Below are 19136 nucleotides of genomic sequence, written 5' to 3'. Positions count from 1 at the left end.
GTTGACGTTATATTTGTATGCGTTTACAATGTTGATTTGTAAGACGCATATCTTGCTAAATTACTAGAACCAAAAATAACAACGTTGTTATTTTTGGAGGAGAAAGGAGATTCTTATACTTTTGTTCATCTACTAAAAAAACAGGAGGTTAAAGGTAGGATGAAAAAACATCGAAGTAAATTTGCGATTTTTGTCATAGCTATTCTTATATTGTCTCAGGTTCAAGTGGTACATCTTGGAGCAGAAATTACAAGTGGTGAAAATGATAGGGAATTCGTTGTTTTTGGTTCTAATACTTCAGATGATAGTAATCCAGATCCGGTTTTCCATTCTGATCTGGCCGTAACAATTGAAGCAAATGGTGGCAAAATTTCTAGTAGTGTTGATGGCATTTCCTTTTTATATGAAAAAATGCCTGATGTAGCGAATTTTGAAATAGCAGCAACGGCAACAGTGGAGCATTTTGATGCAAATAATCAAGTTTCCTTCGGTTTAATGCTCAGAGATGATATTGGCGAGAATCGCAATTCTGCTGGTCATGAATCTAATTATGTTGCTGTTGGTGGATTGGATCAGGAAATGAAAGGTTTTTACAAAAAGGACTCACTAATCAAATTAGATATGTTTTCGGATAATAAAGTTCCAGGAATGAATGAAGAATACCAGTTATCTATTAAGAAAACAGGTGATACGTATATACTTACCTCTAATGGAGAGACAGAGACATTTACAGCTGATGAAATCTTTTCTGATGATATACATGTTGGTGTGTATGCCGCTAGAGGAGCAAAAGTTCGATTTGATGATATTACATTAATAGAATCACAGAATGTAAGTGATGTAATTGTGGATGAAGAAAGCTTAGAGAAACGAGAGTATTTAGTTGGAGAATCATTAGATTTAACTGGTTTAGAAGTAACAGCAGTATATGATGAGGATACAACAGAGGTTCTTTCACCAGAAGATTATGTCGTGACAGGATTTGATAGTAGTGAAGCGGGCACTAATACATTAACGATTCATTATAATGGCTTAACAAAAACAATAGATGTGGAGATTTTACCTTATACGATAACAGACTTAGCAGTGAAATATTATCCGGCTAAAGAACATTATTATGTAGGCGATGCTTTTTATTCAGAAGGCTTAGTTGTGGAAGCAACTTATAATGATGGTTTTGCGAAAGAGGACTTATCCGATGAGTTATATACACTAAGCGTTGATGATAAGGTAATAGAGGAAGGGGCCATATTAGAGGAACCAGGTACCCATCAGGTTGTAGTTGCTTCAACAGAACAACCAGAAGTAAGTACAACATTTACGATTGAAGTGTCAGAAGAAAAGGTACAAGAATTAGAAGTTCGTCAATTGCCTAGCAAAGAAGTATATTTCATAGGCGACGAATTAGATTTATCTGGTATGGCGATTTATGCATTATACTCAGATGGCCATGCGGTTAGATTATCGTTATCCGATATAGAAGTAGCGGGTTTTGATACAGAAACGGTAGGGAGTAAAGAGTTACTTCTATCTTATAAGCAAGCCGAGGCTACTGTACCAATTACAGTGAAGGAAAAAGAATTAGAGCAAATAGAGATTCAACAATATCCTTCTACTACTTTTGCAGTGGGTGATTCTTTTACAAGGGATGGTTTAACTGTTGCGAAGGTGTATGATAATGGTGAGAGTAAGCTATTAGAAGAGCAAGATTTCGAGGTAGATGTATCTGCATTTAATAGTGATGAGCCTGGTGTTTATCCAATTGAAATCATACCGACTATGGAAGAAGTATCTCCGATTACGTATTCTGTCACAGTTCGTGAAGGACAAGAAGTTGAATGGAAATCGACCCATTTTGGTCAGTCTACATCTGCTCAAAATAATAAAGTAGAAATACTTGATGATGGTGTCGTTAAATTAATAGCAGATAACGGTGGTAAAATCACAGGTGACCATGATGGGCTTTCCTTTTATTATACAGAGTTAGATGCTAATGAAGACAATTTTGTTTTATCAGCAGATATTAATGTATTAAATTATGCCAAAGATCCTCATGATGGCCAAGAATCATTCGGTATTATGGCACGTGATGCAATTGGAGAAGAAGGGAACTCAGCGGTCTTTGCTTCCAATATAGCCGCAGTTGGTGGATTTAGTGGTGGTACAAGAGAGCCGAATGGTACACAGCTTTTAGTAAGAACAGGGGTACTTGCATCTGATGGAGAAGGTAGTCAAGGGTTACAACGTAGTATGATTAATGATACGAAGCCAACATTAGAAACAACTGAGACAGACTACCGTTTAACATTAGCAAAGACAAATAGTGGTTTTGTTGGTCAGTTAAATGATGGGGAAGAACATATTTTGTTTGAACCAGAAATATTAAATGTGCAAAACGATAAAATGTATGTTGGCTTTTATGCAGCACGAGTAGCTACAATTGAAGTAAGTAATATAGACTTATCGGTAAGTGCCGCAGCGACAGATGCACCGAAAGTAGAGCCACCAGAAGAACCAGTGAAACCAAATGTAGAGATCACCTCTTTAACCAAAACAGGTGATGCTGATTATTCTTTCAAATTCCAATCAAATGTCGACGGGCGAGCAACAGTCAGACAAGAACATGATATCCTTGTGGAAGATATGGATGTGACAGGGAATGAGTTAGTAGAATTAGATACGACACTTGAGGGAGAGGATATCACTAATTTTACGGTTGTCTTTGTACCTGATGATACTCAAAATTTAACAGATTACGGTTCGATTGTCGATAATTTTACAGTAACGGTGAAAACCTTTGCAGACGAGGGTGGAAATATTTATGTTAGCCCAGAGGGTGAAAACGATGCTGATGGCTCGAAAGAACAACCGTTAGACTTGGATACAGCGATTGATTATGTACAAAAAGGCCAAACGATTATCGTACAAGAAGGTCACTATGTACGTAGTGAGCGATTAGAAATTGCTAAATATAACGATGGTACAGAAGAAGATAGAAAAGTGCTAATGGCAGATCCGGATGCTGAGAATAGACCGGTGATTGATTTTGACAAACTTGGAAGGGGTGTTGTTCATAGTGGTGATTATTGGCATGTGAAAGGGATTGACTTTGCAAGATCAGCTCCTAACTATAAAGGATATCATGTAGGTGGTAGCCATAATATCATTGAAAATGTAGCTGTTTATGAAAATGGAGACACAGGCTTACAGATTAGCCGCGCAGATCGTGCAGAAACAATTGATGAGTGGCCATCTAATAACTTAATCCTAAATAGTATGACATTTGATAATCGTGATCCATCTGAAAACAATGCGGACGGATTTGCAGCAAAATTAACAGTTGGAGAAGGTAATGTTTTCCGGGGATCGATTTCCCATAATAATATTGATGATGGATGGGATTTATATACGAAGGTAGGAACTGGTGCAATCGGCGCTGTTACGATCGAGAATAGTATTGCGTTTAACAACGGGTATGTAAGAGGAAGCGATCCAGGACAAGGCAGTAAAAATGGATTCAAGCTGGGTGGAGAAGGCGTCCATGTGCCACATGTGATTCGTAATAGTATTGCATTTGGGAATGGTGCGGTTGGCTTTGATAGTAATAGTAATCCAGGTATCATTGCGGAGAATAACTATGCCTTTGATAATGAAGGTCGTAATATCGGATTTACTACTTATTCCAATATTGAAGAGGATTTCACGATTGATGGATTTATCTCTTTTCATACGGAAGATGTAAGTGCTGAGGAACGAGCAGATGAATTTCCGTCAAGGCTTGTATCTGAGCGAAACTTTATGTTTGATGGTACAGAAACAGCAAATGATTCAGGGGATGCTGTTCCACAAGATGTTTTAGATGTGTTAGCTACCATTTCAGAATTTGAGAAAGATGAAGATGGTCAAATTATTTGGGGTGATATTTGGGATACATTTAATGAATTTATGGAGCAGTACGAACAAGTAGTGGTGGATGATGATAAAGAAACGGACGATGAGCAAGAGGATCCATCACAACCAGGTAATGAACCGGATGATGGACTGATAGATCCTGATGAGGAAGAAATGCCTGTCATAACAGATGGTGAACTAGAATTAGAAGGAGATACGCTTGTTGTCGAGCTTTCGATAAAAGATGGGTCTACGCCAGTGTATTTAACAAAAGAGCAAGTGAAGCAGTTAAAAGAACAGAACGCCTTCATTCACATTCAAAATGGTGAGGTAGAGCTCATTGTTCCATCCGCTATTTTAACGGAAGAGGAAGTCTTTATTACCTTAGACAAATTAGCAGATGTAAGTGATGCTGTCAGCTCTGTTTATGATTTCACGATTGAACAAGCAGGGAAGGAAATAAACGATTTCGGTAATGAGGTTGTGACGATGTCCTTTAATGTAGATAGTCAAGCTGAAGTAGCTATCTATTATTTAAATGAAGAAGAGGAGAAGTGGGAGCTTATTGGTGGAAGCTATCAGGATGGTAAAATAACAGCAGATGTCCATCATTTTAGTACATTTACTGTGTTTGAACAAGAAAGTGAACAAGTAGATACTAGTAAAGAAGCGAAAGATACAGACAAACCAGAAGCTATTAACATTGAGGAAAGTAGCGATGATACTGAAGGTGACGGCGGATTCAGCTTGCCAGATACAGCTACGAATATCTTTAATTGGGCACTGGCTGGGGTTGTCTTACTCGTGATTGGAACAGTCATAGTTATTTTCGCTAGAAAACGAAAAGCATAATGCAAAAGGGAAGAGTGGTATTGTTCAGGTACCACTCTTCCTTTTTTTAATGTCGTCTATGCTTAGGGATTGCTTGTTCAGTAAAATTATCAGCAAGCTTTTGTAATTCTCCTTTCATTGTTTCGCCTTCCATCGGTATCCCGTGACCTGCAATAATGATATTAGGATCTAATTTTGCCAGCTTTTTGACTGATTGTTCCGCATCATACCAGTCTTCGGTAAAATAAGCCGGCGGTCCATAAACATGCTGTAATGGAAAAAATACAGCAAGCGTTGATTCAGGTTTTTCGGTAGAAAGTGCATCACCCGCAATAAGTACACGATCTTTTTTGCGAAACAAGCTAATATGTCCTGGTGTGTGGCCAAACGTCTCAATATACTGCCAATCTGATAAAAAGGGAAGCGAACCATCAGATGGTAAAGGCTGCACAAAACCTTTTAAATGATCTATTTTTGTTGGAAAAATTCCCGATAGTAAAGAAATTAGCCCTCCACCAACTGTCGGATCGCCTGGAGGATATTCTTTTGCACCAGTAACATAATCTAACTCATATGGATGCAAATAAATTGGAATATCCCAGTGTTCTGCTAGTTTTTTTGCTGAACCAGCATGATCGAAATGTCCATGTGTTAGGATGATTGCTTGCGGTGGTTTTTTTCCATAACGTTGTTCGCAAGCATGTAAAATTCTTTTATGATATTTATGTGTGCCTGTATCAACTAATACCCAATCATCATCAGGCTTCCCGATCATGATAACATTTACGATAAGTGTTCGATAATAAGCGATATCTGACAGCACTTCTTCTGATACGGCATGATCGAAGTCATGTTCGTCATTGATCGATTTATCTATATACTCTTGTTCCATTATTTTCCCACCTTTTTAAAACATACACTAATGTTATTTTGCTATGAAAGGAGTCGTTTTATACTCATAGATTCCGAAATTGAGTAAATTTTATGTAAATTAGGAAAAAAGACTTTAGGCTTATGGACAAAATGGTAAAACATGATAGAATTTTAATAAGGAGACGAAGAAGGGATCGGTCGAGATGATGAAGTGGATGAAAAAATTAACCGTTTTACTCATTACGATATTAACGCTTGGCTTATATGTCCCACCAATTTATATTGATGCGGATGCGGACGTTGGTAAAGATATAGGCTCAAGTACAGATAGAGCGAAACCAGTTGAAAAAGATCCGATTATAGGTTCGCTAACAGAGGAAAATGTTGTCCTCGAAAATTCAAATCAGCTCTATTTGCGAGAGCTTAATAATCTCGCGAAGAATCAGTTACAAGCAAAATTAGGAACAAAAATATCAGCAAAAATCGATACTGAAGTTACTCATATGGTAGTACCGAACCTAGAAACAGTATTGGAAGAATTATACGAAGAATTTGGTGAAGCAGAAAGCCAATACTTGATGATTGCTGATGAGCCTTCTGATGGTTATGGGGAGCGTATTTTTAATCTTTATCATTCGAAGGAAAAAGAAAATGTTGCGAAATTCCATGTAAACCGGTTAAAAAAACCTCAAGATGGTTATTATTTTCAATTCCACTATCACTTGCAAGACGATCAATTTGAAGCACATCTCCCAATAGCAGAAGTGTATTGGGGTAAAAATACACCGCCCAAATGGATGGCGTAATAATAAAGAGATGCCTTATTATGACAAGGCATCTTTTTTGTAAGCGAACAATTAAATTTCTAGAAAGCGCGGTGAATGAGTGAAGAAGAGAAAATCAGACAAAATGTTCGTTTTGTTATTTCTCTGCACATGGTATACTATTATTTATCTGAATTTTTAAAAATGTTATTATAAGGAGCTATGACAATGCCTATTAAAATACCTGATTTATTACCTGCGAAAAGTAAACTACAAGAAGAGAATATTTTTGTGATGGATGAGAGTAGGGCATTTAAACAAGATATCCGACCACTCCGAATATTAATATTAAATTTGATGCCATTAAAGCAACAAACAGAAACTCATTTACTTCGATTATTAGGGAATAGTCCATTGCAAATAGATGTTGGCTTATTACATACGAATACACATACATCGAAAAATACATCACAAGATCATTTAAAACAGTTTTACAAATCAATTGCTGATGTAAAAGCAAATAAATATGATGGATTAATTATCACAGGTGCACCAATCGAGCAGCTTGATTACGAATCAGTTGATTATTGGAAAGAGCTATCAGAAATAATGGAGTGGAGCAAGACGAATGTAACCTCGACATTACACATTTGTTGGGGTGCTATGGCTGGTTTATATTATCATTATGGATTAAATAAATATATGCTACCAGATAAAATATCTGGTATCTTTCCACATACAATAAATGACCCATTTGAAAAATTAGTAAGTGGGTTTGATGAGGAATTTTTAGTTCCACACTCACGACATGCTGATGTACGAAAAGAAGAAATAGAAAAAGTACCCGATCTTAAAATTTTGAGTGAATCAGAACGTACGGGAGTATATATTGTAGCCTCAACAGATGGAAAACAAATCTTTGTTACAGGACATCCAGAATATGATGCCTTAACATTGAAGAAAGAATACGATCGTGACGAAGCGGCTGGATTAGATCCGGAAATACCAGAAAATTATTATCCAAATGATGATCCAACGCAAATGCCTAAATTACGTTGGCGAACACACTCAAATATATTAATTTCAAACTGGCTAAATTACTATGTATATCAAGAAACACCATATGAGTTATAAAAGTGGACTTCGGTCGGCGGGCGTTCTAGACTCCTGCTGATTGAGGTCTTATTTTATGAGATTGAACACGGTTGTTCTTATAAGACTTATTATACTCTTCTAAAAACCATGTAAGATTACCTAACATTTAAATTGTCTGAAAATTCATTCGCGCGTAGACTATACGTAACAGTTGATGTTAATAATTTTTACAAGGAGAGGAAAACACGATGGAAATTGTACTTATGGATAATTTATGGGTCATTATTGGTACTTTTTTAGTTTTATTAATGATTGGTGGATTTATTTTACTTGAAGCAGGTTCCACTAGAATGAAAAATGCCGGTCACATCGCGGGTAAAACCATTTTTACTATCGGTATCGGTTCACTTGTCTTCTGGGCAGTAGGCTGGGGTTTCATCTACGGTGAAGGTAACTGGTTTATTGGTTTATCTGATTTCTTCTATGGAGATACGACATTCAGTGAGGAAGGTTTATCGCCAGCAGTTGATTTTATGTTTCAAATGATGTTTTCACTTATCGCTTTAACAATTGCTTTCGGTGGATTTGCTGAACGTGCTAAATTATCAGCATATGTCATTTTTGCGGTATTGTTCTCAGCGCTTGTCTATCCGGTTGTAGCTCACTGGATTTGGGGAGGCGGTTGGTTAGCAGATCATGGTAAACAAGATTTTGCGGGGTCAACAGTTGTACACTTAACAGGTGCAATGGCAGCATTAGCAGCTACAATGATCTTGAAACCGCGTATTGGTAAATATAACAAAGATGGTTCATCTAATGAGCTAGCTGGTCACAACCAAGTGTATACAGCTTTAGCCGTATTACTTCTATGGGTTGGTTGGTTCGGATTCAACGGTGCAAGTACATTTGAAGTAGATGGTGCATTCTTCGGTTATGTTATCTTAAATACACAACTAGCAGCAGCGGCGGGTGCTATTGCGGCGATGTTATTAGTTTGGGCAGTAACAGGAAAAGCAGATGTTCCGACAACATTAAACGGTGCATTGGCAGGTCTAGTAGCAATAACAGCATCATGTGGTTTTGTTGAGCCTTGGGCGGCAGTAGTAATTGGTGCTATCGGTGGTTTAATGGTATACGGAAGTATGAGATTATTTGATAGAGCACGTATTGATGATCCAATCTTCGCGTTATCTGTTCACGGTACAGTTGGTGTTTGGGGTACGATTTCAACAGGTTTCTTCGCTACAAACGAATTATCAGTTGGGATGGAATGGGGTCTACCAGGTTTATTATATGGTGGTGGATTCGAACAGTTAGGTGTACAAATTTTAGGTGTTGTAGCATCAGGTGCTTACGCATTTATCGTATCATTCATTATTCTGAAAGTAATGGATAAAGTAATGGGTCTAAGAGTTTCTGAAGAGGAAGAAATCATTGGCCTTGATATGAGTGAGCATGGTAGCTATGGTTACCCAGAAAACATTCCAACTTCTACAGAACAAGCGAAATAATGATTCGTTCTTCTATTGAAAAGGAGAGGACCTTCGTCATGAATTATACAAAAATTAGAGAATGGCGAGAGCAATATATTCATCAACAAGAAAATCATGAAAAGCTGAATCAATTCCATGATGAACTGATGATGAAGACTATTACTACTGCAATGGAGAAGGTGAAACAAGAGCAGGGGGATATCCCTGCTCCCTTCGCCTTTTTCTTGATGGGTAGTGCTGCTAGAAAAGAGCAGTCGATATGGAGTGATCAAGATCATGGTATTGTCTTTGATGGGACAAATAAGCATCAAGCATATTTTCAAGCATTAGGAAGCGAGATTGTAAAAGGATTAGAAATGGTCGGATATGAACGATGTGATGGCTTTGTGATGGCTTCTAAGTCACTATGGACAAAACCTGTGGAGGAATGGAAGGAACAAGTCATCTCGTGGTTAAAAGAAGAAAGCTGGCAGTCATTAAGGCATTTTTCTACTTTTTTTGATTCTCGTGTTTTCTTAGGTGAGGAAACATTATTACAAGAAGTAAAAGAAGTTACTTTTTCTTATATTCAGGAACAGCCGATGATTATGAATAGATTAATAGATAATTTTGCGTTTATTCACAAAAGCATCGGTTTATTTGGTCAACTTTTACCTCAGCAAAACGGAAAAAGGGCTGGTCAAATTAATATCAAAACAACTACACTATTCCCTTATGTTAATTCACTTAGACTATTAGTTTTATGGAACCAAATATCTGAAGCCTCTACTGCTAGTAGGTTCACAGCGTTGAAAGAGACATATCCTTTTTTAACAGAATACGAGGTTTTGTTCGAAAAATTGCAAGCGTTCAAATTTGTCTTTACAAAAGATGCAATTGAATACGATGGAGTCCATTATATTCCTTTGAAAAATTTATCAAAAGAAGACAAACAGGAGTTGAAGGAATACATGAAAAAAGGTGCAGAGTTGTTTGAACGAACAAAAAAACTGATAGAAAAAGAGTGTGCAAAATGGTCATGAATCAAATGCTACAATTTATTAAACAGATGTCAGGGAAGATCAATGATATGAATCCTGTTACTAGTCAAGCAGACGCGAAAAAGATAGCTTATATGCGTAATTTGCAAAGAGAACTGAAGCAAAAGGATGTATTGAATACCCCGTTTAAAGATTTGTCTGTTGTAGTATTTGATATCGAGACGACTGGATTTTATCCATATAATGGTGACACGATTCTTTCTATTGGTGCAATAAAGATGAAGGGTGCTGCTGTTTTAGAAGATCAATTGTTTTATAAAACAATATATAATGAATTACCACCTTCCGAGGAAATTGCTGCGCTTACAGGTATTACAGGGACAGAGTTAGAAAAAGCATCTGCATTGCCTGAGGTGTTACGGCAGTTTTTTCAGTTTGTTCATAGTGACACATTGATCGCGCATCACTCGAGTCATGAGAAACAATTTATGAAACATGCAACATGGACTTCGTTAAGAACAAGCTTTCAGCACCGAGTTATTGATACATCTTTTTTAATAAAAGTAGTATCACCTGATGCATCATTTATTACGCTCGATGAGTGGTGCGATTATTACGGAGTAGATATCGGCAGGCGGCACCATGCATTGTATGATGCTGCAGCTACTGCCAAGTTATGGTCTGAAAATGTCAAGCGAGTAGAAGAGATGGGCTTTACTAACTTAAAAGATATTTATACACATATTGCTAGTCTTTCTTAAATTTGAAAGGAGAGGAATCGAAGTGAATTATGACATACCAGACCACATGGCTACCTTTCCGATAAGTGTTGTAAAAGAATTGACCAAATTAAGTGGAAGACAAATTCGTTACTATGAGGAACAAGGATTAATTGCACCAGTCAGAAATGAAGGAAACAGAAGAATGTTTTCTTTGCAAGATATCGAGCGATTGAAGAGAATTAAAGAATTAATTGATCAAGGAATCAATATTGCTGGTATTAAAGTAATGTTAAAGGATTAAAGCTCCCCTAGCTGATGATAAAGTTAGGGGGCTTTTTTGTGGTTCTCTTATATGATTATCACGCTAACTTTCTTGTTTATTTTCCATTACCTCTTGTGATGGTTGTGATATACTGAAAATGGAAAATAACTCATCTTGTAAAATTCATACATCCAGAAGTACACGCCATTATCACGGAGTAAACGTCCGTAAAACCCCCACTTCAAGATTCGAGTGAAAACAAAGAAGTTAAGTGGGGGATAAACGGACGCTAACGCCTTGATAAGTTTCGCTAGCAATCAGTGGGAGTCAAAAACGCCCATTGATTGAAGTCTCACTTTATGTTGAGATTCATTGCTAATGCTCGTGAAAGGGGAAATTTTTTTGGATAAACATTCGTTTTTAAGCTGGCTTCGCGATAAGGTACAAAGAATTCCAGAAGAAGCACAACAAGCTATTTTGCAAGATTTTGAAGCGCGTTTTGACCTTGGCTTGAAAGAAGGGAAGACGGAGAAAGAAGTGGTAGACTCATTTGGGCCATTACAACAGTTAGAAGAGGACGTTTTAGCTGACTATTATGCTAGTCAACCTACTTTAACTGCCGCAGAAGATGACTCTTCAGACAGGATTTGGGCAATCATTGGTTTAACTTGCTTTAATGTCATCATTGTACTTGGTCCGTTGATGGGACTTGTCGGTTTATTTGTAGCAGGTTGGACAGTAGGTGGAGCGTTTATATTATCTCCGGTATTATGTATAGTAGAGGTCATGATGGATAGTAGATCGTATGCATCCTTTGATTTGTTTGTTTCGATCGCCTTATCTGGACTTGGATTATTCATTTTGGTAGGTATGCTAAAGGCTACTCGTTTTTTTACCAAAGTTATTATTGCATATATAAATTATAATATAAGGGTAATCAGAGGAGGGAAGAAATGACGAAAACATTATTGAGCATAGCTACCTTTTTATTATTTATAGGTGTAGTTGGTGGAATTGTTACCTATCAATCTGCTGATCCTGTTCCGATTGCTGTAACGAAGGAAATAGAGCCGACAGATTTTCAAACGATTAATGTGCAAACGAGTATGGAGAAGGTGGAAATTCTCTCTACAAACGATCATGTCCCTAGAGTTGAGTTAACTGGTAAGGAGTCAAATAATGATCGAACAGAGCTGTCAGTAGAAGTGGATAATGATACATTAACTGTACGTACAGATCAAGGTGCTAGAAAATGGCTTCGTTTTGACCTTTTTTCTTATTCCCGCACATTATCGATTTATTTACCTGATCAAACATATGGTCAATTAGTTGTGGATGTGAGTAATGGTCGTATAACAGCGAAAGGTCTAAAGATGAAGGGTATCGAACTAACGGCGAAGAACGGGCGGATCGAAGTAGATAATACCGTAGCAGATCATTATCAATTAAGAACATATAACGGTAGGATGAATATTCTTAATGTTGAGGGGGATATAACCGCCAAAAGTGATAATGGGCGAATTTCAATAACGACAAAAGACCTCGAGCGAAATATGAATGTAAAAGCGAATAATGGAAGGATTACTATTGAAACAGAACAGTTACCAACAAATGTTGAGATAGATGCAAAAACAAATAACGGAAGTGTAGATTTGTTCGGTCAAAGTAGTGACAAAAGGATTTACGGAAACGGAGACAACTTAGTTGAATTATATACAGAGAACGGAAGTATAACCGTAAGTGAATAAGCGTTAATACTGACTGTTACTTTATAGATAAGCAAATCTTATCTATAAAGTAACAGCTTTTTTATGGGGAAAAGTGGGCAGTCAATATTACAGGAATATTACAAATGTAGAGCAATGCAGAAAAATAGAGAGAAAAGAAAAGAATTTTAAAGAATTGCATTATTTATATTTACAAAATAATTAAATATGGTACGATATACTTGAATTCATTAATAAATGAATATTTTTTTAGGAAAGGGGATAGTTGACTATGGTGACTTCATTATACATGGTTTCTCTAACTATTCTGCTCACTTTTCTTGTTTTATCTGCCGTTGAGAAGATTTCTTCTCGCAGAAAAAAACTAAAAGTAGAAATGAATTTAGAAACACCGCAAGCACAAGCACAGACAGTTGTTGCTGGTAAAGAAATGAGATAAGTAACTAGTTGCGTATGATAGGACTAGATAAATATAAAACCTCCTTCCATGAAGGAGGTTTCTTTTATTACGCTTTGAAAACTACCGATTGAATGCTTACTTTAAGAAAATTCCCATTCGTCCTTGAGATGTAAGTAAAGTAACAATAAGTTAGCTTCATTTCCTCTAGTGTTACTTTCAATTAATGTGCTAATCTTCGGTAACAGAATATTACTAACCTGCTCTGTTAATGTAGCTTTTTCATTAGGCGATATATCAACAATACGTTCTGCATATGTTTTTAGAAGTTGCCAATCCTTTTGGTTAAACTGTTTTAAATGGAAGGCTTCTAATGGTAATTCTTCTTTTTGTAGACCGAGATTCGCGATATGTTTCTCAAGCGCAGATGGTTTAAACGATTTTTTTCGTCTTTCATGCACAACAATCGTGCCAGCAGCTAAATCGCCTAACCGTTTATGTTTTGGATGTGCAAAGACGAGCAGAATTCCAAGGGCATAGGCACCTGGTAACATGTCGATCAATCTTAGCAAGTTTCGGATAATACTAGATAAAAACGTAATATTATGACCATTCTCCTGCACTACTCTAATACCTAGTATTTTTTTGCCGAGTGTTTTTCCGCCCCAAAAGTATTCAAAAAAGATATAGTACCCAAACTGAAGTACGAAGATAGAAATTAATACAATCGCAAAAGCTATACTGTCAAAATGACTGAATAAGAAATCAGTTGTGCTAAATGGGAGTATTAAAGATAAGATAATGAGAAATTGAACAACTGATAAAATGATGTTATCGATAAGCAGAGCGGCTGCTCGTGATCCTAGACCAGCTAATCGGAATTGTAGTGAGACGTATTCTGGTGTTTTAATCTGTAATTGTTCTTGTTCCATAGTAAACTCCTTTCAAAATAATTCCGCTTTTATAGTGTTTTTATTCCACATGCTCACCTTCAGCTAATTTTGTGAAGAAAAATGTTTCATAAAGTGGAAAAGACAATGTTAAAAATAGCTATCTGCACTGTTCATTACCCTTTATATCTATTATAATAAAGTAAAATCCTAGTAAAAAAGGTGATTATGTGCAACTGAATCAATTTATTAAACAACACCGTCAAGATTGGGATCAGCTTGAACAGCTGATAGGTCAATTACCAAAAAAGAAAAACAGTGAAGTGATCGAGCAATTCCAGCATACATATCAAAGAGCAGTTAGACAATTATCTTATAGCCAAACCTATTTTCCGAATGAGGACGTTACGAATTACTTGAATGAATTAGTTGCCAAGGCACATAATGTGCTTTATCAACCAAAGCATTCCTCATGGCGCCAAGCCTACCATTTTTTTACTGGTAAGTTTGTAGGTCTATTACTTGAGCAATGGAAAGCAGTAGTTATTGCGTTGCTACTATTCTGTTTCGGTGCTGTAGCAAGTTTCTTTGCTGTAGCTGATAATCCAAATAGTGCTTATGGTATCCTCTCAGAAGAATTAGCACAAAGTGTTGATCTAGATTCTTTAGGAGAGGAGACGGCTGGTGTGGATGCACCAGTAATGTCGACGGAGATTATGCTCAATAATATTCGTGTTGCGATGCTAGCCTTTGCAGGCGGTATTACCCTCGGAATATTGACTGTATATGTACTTATTTATAACGGTATTATAATCGGTGCTATGGCTGGTCTGTTTTGGCACTATGGTGATACATATGTATTTTGGGCATATATTGTTCCACATGGTGTCGTTGAATTAATAGCTATTTTTATTGCAGGTGGTGCAGGATTGTTAATGGGTTACAAGCTACTTGTTCCTGGTAATTATTCGAGAGGATACCAACTGAAGAAACAAACAATTAGATCGGTTCAATTGTTATTAGGAACGATTCCTTTGTTTGTAATAGCTGGTATCATCGAAGGATTTATTACTCCTGCAAATATTTCATTAGAAATGAAATATGTTGTAGCGATTATGACTGCTTTTGGTCTTATTGCATACATGATAATTGGCCATTTTCTTTTGAAACGACGAAATAGATTAGATTAATCCTCGATTTAATGTATCGATATAATGGGAAACAGAGGTGACTGCCAATCGTTCTGCCGGAGCCTCCAGCATGGGTAGTCCATGCTTTTCCCATTTGTTCATTACTTGTTTTTGGTTCAAGTATTGCTTCTGTGCTAGCCCTTTTTCCATTGTTGTTAATACATTTTTAGGCTTTATTTTTATTTGCTCCTGAAGTAAGAGATCTTGGATGCCGAGTGTAACAAACAAATGTTTTTTTCTAAGTTTTTTTAAATAAGCGAGTTGATAATCTTCATTAGCAAATGTCTGTACATCACTAAATAATAGGATCATACTTCGTTTACGTTGAATCGATTGGGCATGCTGCAATGCTAATGCATAATTTGATTCCTGTGCATCAATTTGAAGGTCATAAACACCTTGTAAAATGGTATTTAAGTGGTCTAACCCTTTTCCGTTAGGAATAACTCGTTTAATCTCTTTGGAAAAGGCGATGACAGATACATTATCCCCATTTTGTAATGCAGCAGCAGCTAAGGTTATGGCTGCCTCTATCGACTTCTCTAATCGATTACCTTCTTCTAATTCTACACCCATCATGCGTCCGCAATCTAAGAGTATGGTGATATTTTTTCCGTGTTCTGGTTCATATTCATTCGTCATCATTTCTTGTAATTTAGCAGATTGTCTCCAATTTATTTTTCTAGGATCATCCCCAACTACATACCCTCGTACTTTAGAGAATTCGCCGACTCCACTTTTCATTTTGCGAATTTTGATTCCTTCTGTTAACAAATAGTTTTGCGCACTTGCTAAATATCGCTTTGTTTCAGAAAGGTTAGGAATAACTTTTACTTCATTAGGGATGGAATAAGTAATTTGTTTCTCCCAAAGTCCCCATTTTGTTTGGAATCGAAGGAATAGTCGATCGATCGTATAATTCCCTCTTAATTCTGGAAGCATTTCATAAGGTATTTCTACTTTTCCATTACTAGGAACGTCAATATTAGAAGGAAAAGTAGTGCTGAAGGATGCTGGTAGTTCATCCTTCAGTCGAACAATAAAAGGAGCACTCATATGATTTTGAATGTGAATGACCACTTTCTGTTTTTCATATCGTTCGATTTCCTTTTCCATGGCTCGTTTTACTTCAATATTTGCTTTATTAGGAAGTAGAAAAGCATCTATCACTAATACACTAACGATAAGCAATGTGGCAATGAGTAGAAAAAGCCATGAAAATTGCCAAAGTGATAGGATGAAAATAGCTAGTAAAAATAAAGCGTAAAAGGATAATAGTTTCTTTGTTGGGACTATTCCTTTATCTCGGAACAGCAATCGATCCCACAAGCTCTTGAATCGTTTCATCAATATCAGATCCTTCCAATTCCGCGTATGGAGATAGTTGAACTCTATGACGTAAACTAGGAATGGCTACTGTTTTTACGTCATCTGGCGTTACGTAGTCACGATTATCTAAAAAAGCCCAGCTTTGAGCTGTTTTTGCAATAGCGATAGCGGCACGAGTACTTGCGCCATACTGAATATGTTCAAGCTCACGTGTTTTACGGACAATTTTCATGATATAGTCTGCAATATCCTTGTTAATGGTTACTTCTTGAACTTTTTGTTGTATCTCAAGTAATGCTTCATTGGAGAAGATAGCGTCGAGTTCTTTCGCGCTTGCTTGTTCTGCTAATACCATTTGCAGTACATCTGTTTCTTCTTCAAGTGTTGGAAAATCTACTAACAATTTAAAGAAGAATCTATCTTGTTGTGCCTCAGGTAATGGATACGTACCTTCAAATTCAATCGGATTTTGTGTAGCAGCAACAAAGAAGAAATCAGGTAACTTATAGGTTTCCCCTTGAATGGTTACTTGCTTTTCTTCCATAGCTTCTAACAGTGCTGCTTGTGTTTTAGCAGGTGTACGATTAATCTCATCTGCTAATAGGACATTCGTGAAAATAGGTCCTTTTAATGTTTGGAAATCTTGTTCTTTCATATTATAGATAGCACTACCAGTAATATCACTTGGTAATAAATCCGGAGTGAATTGGACACGTTTATATTCACTGTCTAATAATTGAGCTAATGTTTTTACCATTTTCGTTTTACCTGTTCCCGGAACTCCTTCAATTAATACATGTCCTCCTGCTAAAGCAGCAGTTAGTAATAAACGTAAATTTTTCTGTTGGCCAAGGATGCGTTGTTCATATTGTTCTAATAATGACGTAATCGTTTGTGTCATCGCTGTTCCACCTCTTCTCTAATTTTATCGATTGTAGTTGATAAGGAAAGATACTCACTCTTGTTCAACGTTTTTCGTTGTCCAATGGTTTCAATTGATTGTGCAATCTTTCTTAATTCGTTTGCGGAAAACTGTGTATTATGTTCTGCTAATGTTACTAATCGTTTCTGCCAGCTTTGGTGATAAGGTATACCGTAACGAGAACGGATAGCTTCTTTTAAATATTCAAGTTGATATTCCACTGACGTATAATAATTTTTCCCTTTTGTTTGCCAAATGGCGATTGCTTTTAAGCGTTGATTGCTTAATCTAACTGTTTCCTCACGTACTGGGTAAATCGGTCCAAATCGTTTTCCTTGGTACCATAGTATAAAAATCGTGATCATTAGTCCTTGTACAAGTAATGTATAGGCCCAGCCAGGGTATAGTTCAAATTGTGATAAGGTTCCACGAGAAGTATCGGCACTATATTCATCGAAAACAATTTTGTTCGCCTTTTCAAATGGGATGAGATTAAAGACAGCTTCCGTATGATCGTATTCGGTAATGTATTGGTTCATTAACCAATCTGGTTCTACTAGTACGATTAATGACCCATTACCAATCTCTCTTTCGATGGCAAGTGCGCCATATTCATCTTCTAATAGTATATGATCATCTGTTTCTAGACTCAGACGAACGGAATTTCTATTCATTAAATGGAGTGTACGCTCTTGTGATTCTGCTTCTGTATTTACCTCTTCCTCTGGAACTGTTTCTGGCATCACATAATCTGTTTTTAAGGAGAAGAGTCCATCTGGATTATTCTTCGCCAGTACAAGTGTATTCCCTTGGCGAATATAATCAAGGTAGTGTTCTTCTGTTCGATTATCTGTGAAAACAGGTGGACTTACTAATATTCGTAATGCCTGATCAGAAAGAGCTGGTAATCTGTCTTCTTCTGTTACGTCATATCCATTTTCACCCAAATATGTATAAAGCGCTTTTAACCCAGTAGGTGCAGGTGATTCAACCAAATATGGAGGATAGGACTTCGGTGTTTGACTAGTTGAAAAAATACTGGCTCCGATAAGTAGAAGGAAAAATACCATACCAATGATCCATATTTTTTTGCCATTCATTATCGTTCACCTGTCTCTTTCGTAGCAGTTTGCTCTACAATTGATTCAATCCAGCGATTGATCTCAGATTGATAAGATTGATATTCATCAACCGTAATAGGGTGTTTACCATAGGTTATTTTTTCAAAGAAAAGTGCTAATTGATAAAAGTCTTCTGCAAATGCTTTATTGGTTTGTTTTAATTCATCATAATAATCCCAGTTTGTTTTCCATTGTCTAGCTTCTAACCACTCGTGTTCGTCAACTACTAAAAGTAAGCTTAAGAACTGATGTCTTGTCGCCAAACGATAATTAGCTTTTGTCTCATAGTCATGTGCTGCTTGTAAATGGTCACGGTAGCTCCAACTAAGTTCTTCACTCTGGTTAAATAGTTGGCGTTTGGATAAGCGTTTTTTCCGAATAGTGATCATCACTATTGCGATAATAGTAGCTAATACTATAGCAATAATGATCCCAGCAGTAAGCATTGTAATAATATTACCCGTTGTAGAAGCGGGATTGAAGGATTCAAAAATATAATTCAATATTTTCTGAATCCATTCGACAAAACGGTCCCATAGGCGTTCTAATAGACTTCTATTATCTTGGTAATAGATTTGATATTCTTGGCCATTTAAAATATCATTCAGTTGCTCTTGTTCTTTTTGATAAGATGCCATAGCCTAGCTCC

Annotated in this window: 17 protein-coding genes; 11 read left to right on the top strand and 6 right to left on the bottom strand. The window is 36.7% G+C overall.

Annotation, left to right across the window (positions count from 1 at the left end):
• Nucleotides 1–159: 159 nt before the first annotated feature.
• Entirely contained in the window at nt 160–4743 is a 4584-nt protein-coding gene (locus SH601_RS10450; RefSeq protein WP_319958243.1) for a bacterial Ig-like domain-containing protein, read from the top strand.
• A gap of 46 nt (nt 4744–4789) precedes the next feature.
• Here SH601_RS10450 and SH601_RS10445 read toward each other — a convergent pair whose 3' ends face one another.
• Nucleotides 4790–5614 (bottom strand): MBL fold metallo-hydrolase, encoded by an 825-nt coding sequence (locus SH601_RS10445; protein WP_319958242.1) that lies wholly within the window; start codon nt 5612–5614, stop codon nt 4790–4792.
• A gap of 184 nt (nt 5615–5798) precedes the next feature.
• On the opposite strand from SH601_RS10445, the gene SH601_RS10440 reads away from it, so the two are divergent.
• The 9 genes from SH601_RS10440 to SH601_RS10400 all read left to right on the top strand — a co-directional run bounded on the left by SH601_RS10440 (nt 5799) and on the right by SH601_RS10400 (nt 13077).
• On the top strand, nt 5799–6401 hold the full coding sequence (locus SH601_RS10440) for a YpjP family protein (protein ID WP_319958241.1): 603 nt from the start codon (nt 5799–5801) through the stop codon (nt 6399–6401).
• A gap of 186 nt (nt 6402–6587) precedes the next feature.
• Nucleotides 6588–7493, top strand: a complete 906-nt coding sequence (gene metA, locus SH601_RS10435; protein WP_319958240.1) for a homoserine O-acetyltransferase MetA — start codon at nt 6588–6590, stop codon at nt 7491–7493.
• 209 nt (nt 7494–7702) lie between these two features.
• The gene (locus tag SH601_RS10430) at nt 7703–8965 is read left to right on the top strand and encodes an ammonium transporter (protein WP_319958239.1); all 1263 of its coding nucleotides are present in this window, start codon (nt 7703–7705) and stop codon (nt 8963–8965) included.
• Between the two features lie 38 nt (nt 8966–9003).
• Nucleotides 9004–9969, top strand: coding sequence for a DUF294 nucleotidyltransferase-like domain-containing protein (locus tag SH601_RS10425; protein ID WP_319958238.1), 966 nt, complete (start codon nt 9004–9006; stop codon nt 9967–9969).
• Nucleotides 9960–10688 (top strand): exonuclease domain-containing protein, encoded by a 729-nt coding sequence (locus SH601_RS10420; protein WP_319958237.1) that lies wholly within the window; start codon nt 9960–9962, stop codon nt 10686–10688. The genes SH601_RS10425 and SH601_RS10420 overlap by 10 nt, the downstream gene beginning before the upstream one ends.
• Nucleotides 10689–10710: 22 nt before the next feature.
• Complete coding sequence (locus SH601_RS10415; RefSeq protein WP_319958236.1) at nt 10711–10950, top strand: MerR family transcriptional regulator; 240 nt, start codon at nt 10711–10713, stop codon at nt 10948–10950.
• Nucleotides 10951–11313: 363 nt separating this feature from the next.
• The gene (locus tag SH601_RS10410) at nt 11314–11868 is read left to right on the top strand and encodes a DUF1700 domain-containing protein (protein WP_319958235.1); all 555 of its coding nucleotides are present in this window, start codon (nt 11314–11316) and stop codon (nt 11866–11868) included.
• A complete protein-coding gene (locus tag SH601_RS10405) occupies nt 11865–12659 on the top strand; it encodes a DUF4097 family beta strand repeat-containing protein (protein WP_319958234.1) in 795 nt (264 codons plus the stop codon). The genes SH601_RS10410 and SH601_RS10405 overlap by 4 nt, the downstream gene beginning before the upstream one ends.
• 250 nt (nt 12660–12909) lie before the next feature.
• Complete coding sequence (locus SH601_RS10400; protein WP_319958233.1) at nt 12910–13077, top strand: hypothetical protein; 168 nt, start codon at nt 12910–12912, stop codon at nt 13075–13077.
• 101 nt (nt 13078–13178) lie between these two features.
• On the opposite strand, the gene SH601_RS10395 is transcribed toward SH601_RS10400, so the two are convergent.
• Entirely contained in the window at nt 13179–13967 is a 789-nt protein-coding gene (locus SH601_RS10395) for an RDD family protein (RefSeq protein WP_319958232.1), read from the bottom strand.
• Nucleotides 13968–14155: 188 nt separating this feature from the next.
• Here SH601_RS10395 and SH601_RS10390 point away from each other — a divergent pair, with 188 nt between their 5' ends.
• Entirely contained in the window at nt 14156–15115 is a 960-nt protein-coding gene (locus SH601_RS10390) for a stage II sporulation protein M (RefSeq protein ID WP_319958231.1), read from the top strand.
• Here SH601_RS10390 and SH601_RS10385 read toward each other — a convergent pair.
• The 4 genes from SH601_RS10385 to SH601_RS10370 are packed head-to-tail and all read right to left on the bottom strand — an operon-like array spanning nt 15107 to nt 19125.
• Complete coding sequence (locus tag SH601_RS10385; RefSeq protein WP_319958230.1) at nt 15107–16462, bottom strand: DUF58 domain-containing protein; 1356 nt, start codon at nt 16460–16462, stop codon at nt 15107–15109. The two genes, SH601_RS10390 and SH601_RS10385, sit on opposite strands and share 9 nt — an antisense overlap.
• Nucleotides 16416–17345 (bottom strand): AAA family ATPase, encoded by a 930-nt coding sequence (locus tag SH601_RS10380; protein ID WP_319958229.1) that lies wholly within the window; start codon nt 17343–17345, stop codon nt 16416–16418. Before SH601_RS10380 ends, SH601_RS10385 begins: the two co-directional genes overlap by 47 nt.
• Nucleotides 17342–18466 carry a DUF4350 domain-containing protein gene (locus SH601_RS10375; protein ID WP_319958228.1) on the bottom strand — a complete coding sequence of 375 codons (1125 nt, stop codon included), beginning with the start codon at nt 18464–18466 and terminating at the stop codon, nt 17342–17344. The genes SH601_RS10380 and SH601_RS10375 overlap by 4 nt, the downstream gene beginning before the upstream one ends.
• Complete coding sequence (locus SH601_RS10370) at nt 18466–19125, bottom strand: DUF4129 domain-containing protein (RefSeq protein WP_319958227.1); 660 nt, start codon at nt 19123–19125, stop codon at nt 18466–18468. The genes SH601_RS10375 and SH601_RS10370 overlap by 1 nt, the downstream gene beginning before the upstream one ends.
• Nucleotides 19126–19136: the final 11 nt, after the last annotated feature.

This window comes from Gracilibacillus pellucidus (assembly GCF_033949965.1).
GTDB classification, from domain to species: domain Bacteria; phylum Bacillota; class Bacilli; order Bacillales; family Amphibacillaceae; genus Gracilibacillus; species Gracilibacillus pellucidus.
Note: the sequence above shows the minus strand (reverse complement) of the source record. Positions and strands in the feature narration are given on the sequence as shown.

Excerpts from the sequence above, each read along its gene's own strand:
- SH601_RS10395 (WP_319958232.1), bottom strand. The coding sequence starts at position 13,967 with ATGGAACAAGAACAATTACAGATTAAAACACCAGAATACGTCTCACTA.
- SH601_RS10445 (WP_319958242.1), bottom strand. The coding sequence starts at position 5,614 with ATGGAACAAGAGTATATAGATAAATCGATCAATGACGAACATGACTTC.
- SH601_RS10450 (WP_319958243.1), top strand. The coding sequence starts at position 160 with ATGAAAAAACATCGAAGTAAATTTGCGATTTTTGTCATAGCTATTCTT.
- SH601_RS10380 (WP_319958229.1), bottom strand. The coding sequence starts at position 17,345 with ATGACACAAACGATTACGTCATTATTAGAACAATATGAACAACGCATC.
- SH601_RS10385 (WP_319958230.1), bottom strand. The coding sequence starts at position 16,462 with ATGAAACGATTCAAGAGCTTGTGGGATCGATTGCTGTTCCGAGATAAA.
- SH601_RS10425 (WP_319958238.1), top strand. The coding sequence starts at position 9,004 with ATGAATTATACAAAAATTAGAGAATGGCGAGAGCAATATATTCATCAA.
- SH601_RS10405 (WP_319958234.1), top strand. The coding sequence starts at position 11,865 with ATGACGAAAACATTATTGAGCATAGCTACCTTTTTATTATTTATAGGT.
- SH601_RS10420 (WP_319958237.1), top strand. The coding sequence starts at position 9,960 with ATGGTCATGAATCAAATGCTACAATTTATTAAACAGATGTCAGGGAAG.
- SH601_RS10370 (WP_319958227.1), bottom strand. The coding sequence starts at position 19,125 with ATGGCATCTTATCAAAAAGAACAAGAGCAACTGAATGATATTTTAAAT.
- SH601_RS10430 (WP_319958239.1), top strand. The coding sequence starts at position 7,703 with ATGGAAATTGTACTTATGGATAATTTATGGGTCATTATTGGTACTTTT.
- metA (WP_319958240.1), top strand. The coding sequence starts at position 6,588 with ATGCCTATTAAAATACCTGATTTATTACCTGCGAAAAGTAAACTACAA.
- SH601_RS10400 (WP_319958233.1), top strand. The coding sequence starts at position 12,910 with ATGGTGACTTCATTATACATGGTTTCTCTAACTATTCTGCTCACTTTT.
- SH601_RS10375 (WP_319958228.1), bottom strand. The coding sequence starts at position 18,466 with ATGAATGGCAAAAAAATATGGATCATTGGTATGGTATTTTTCCTTCTA.
- SH601_RS10440 (WP_319958241.1), top strand. The coding sequence starts at position 5,799 with ATGATGAAGTGGATGAAAAAATTAACCGTTTTACTCATTACGATATTA.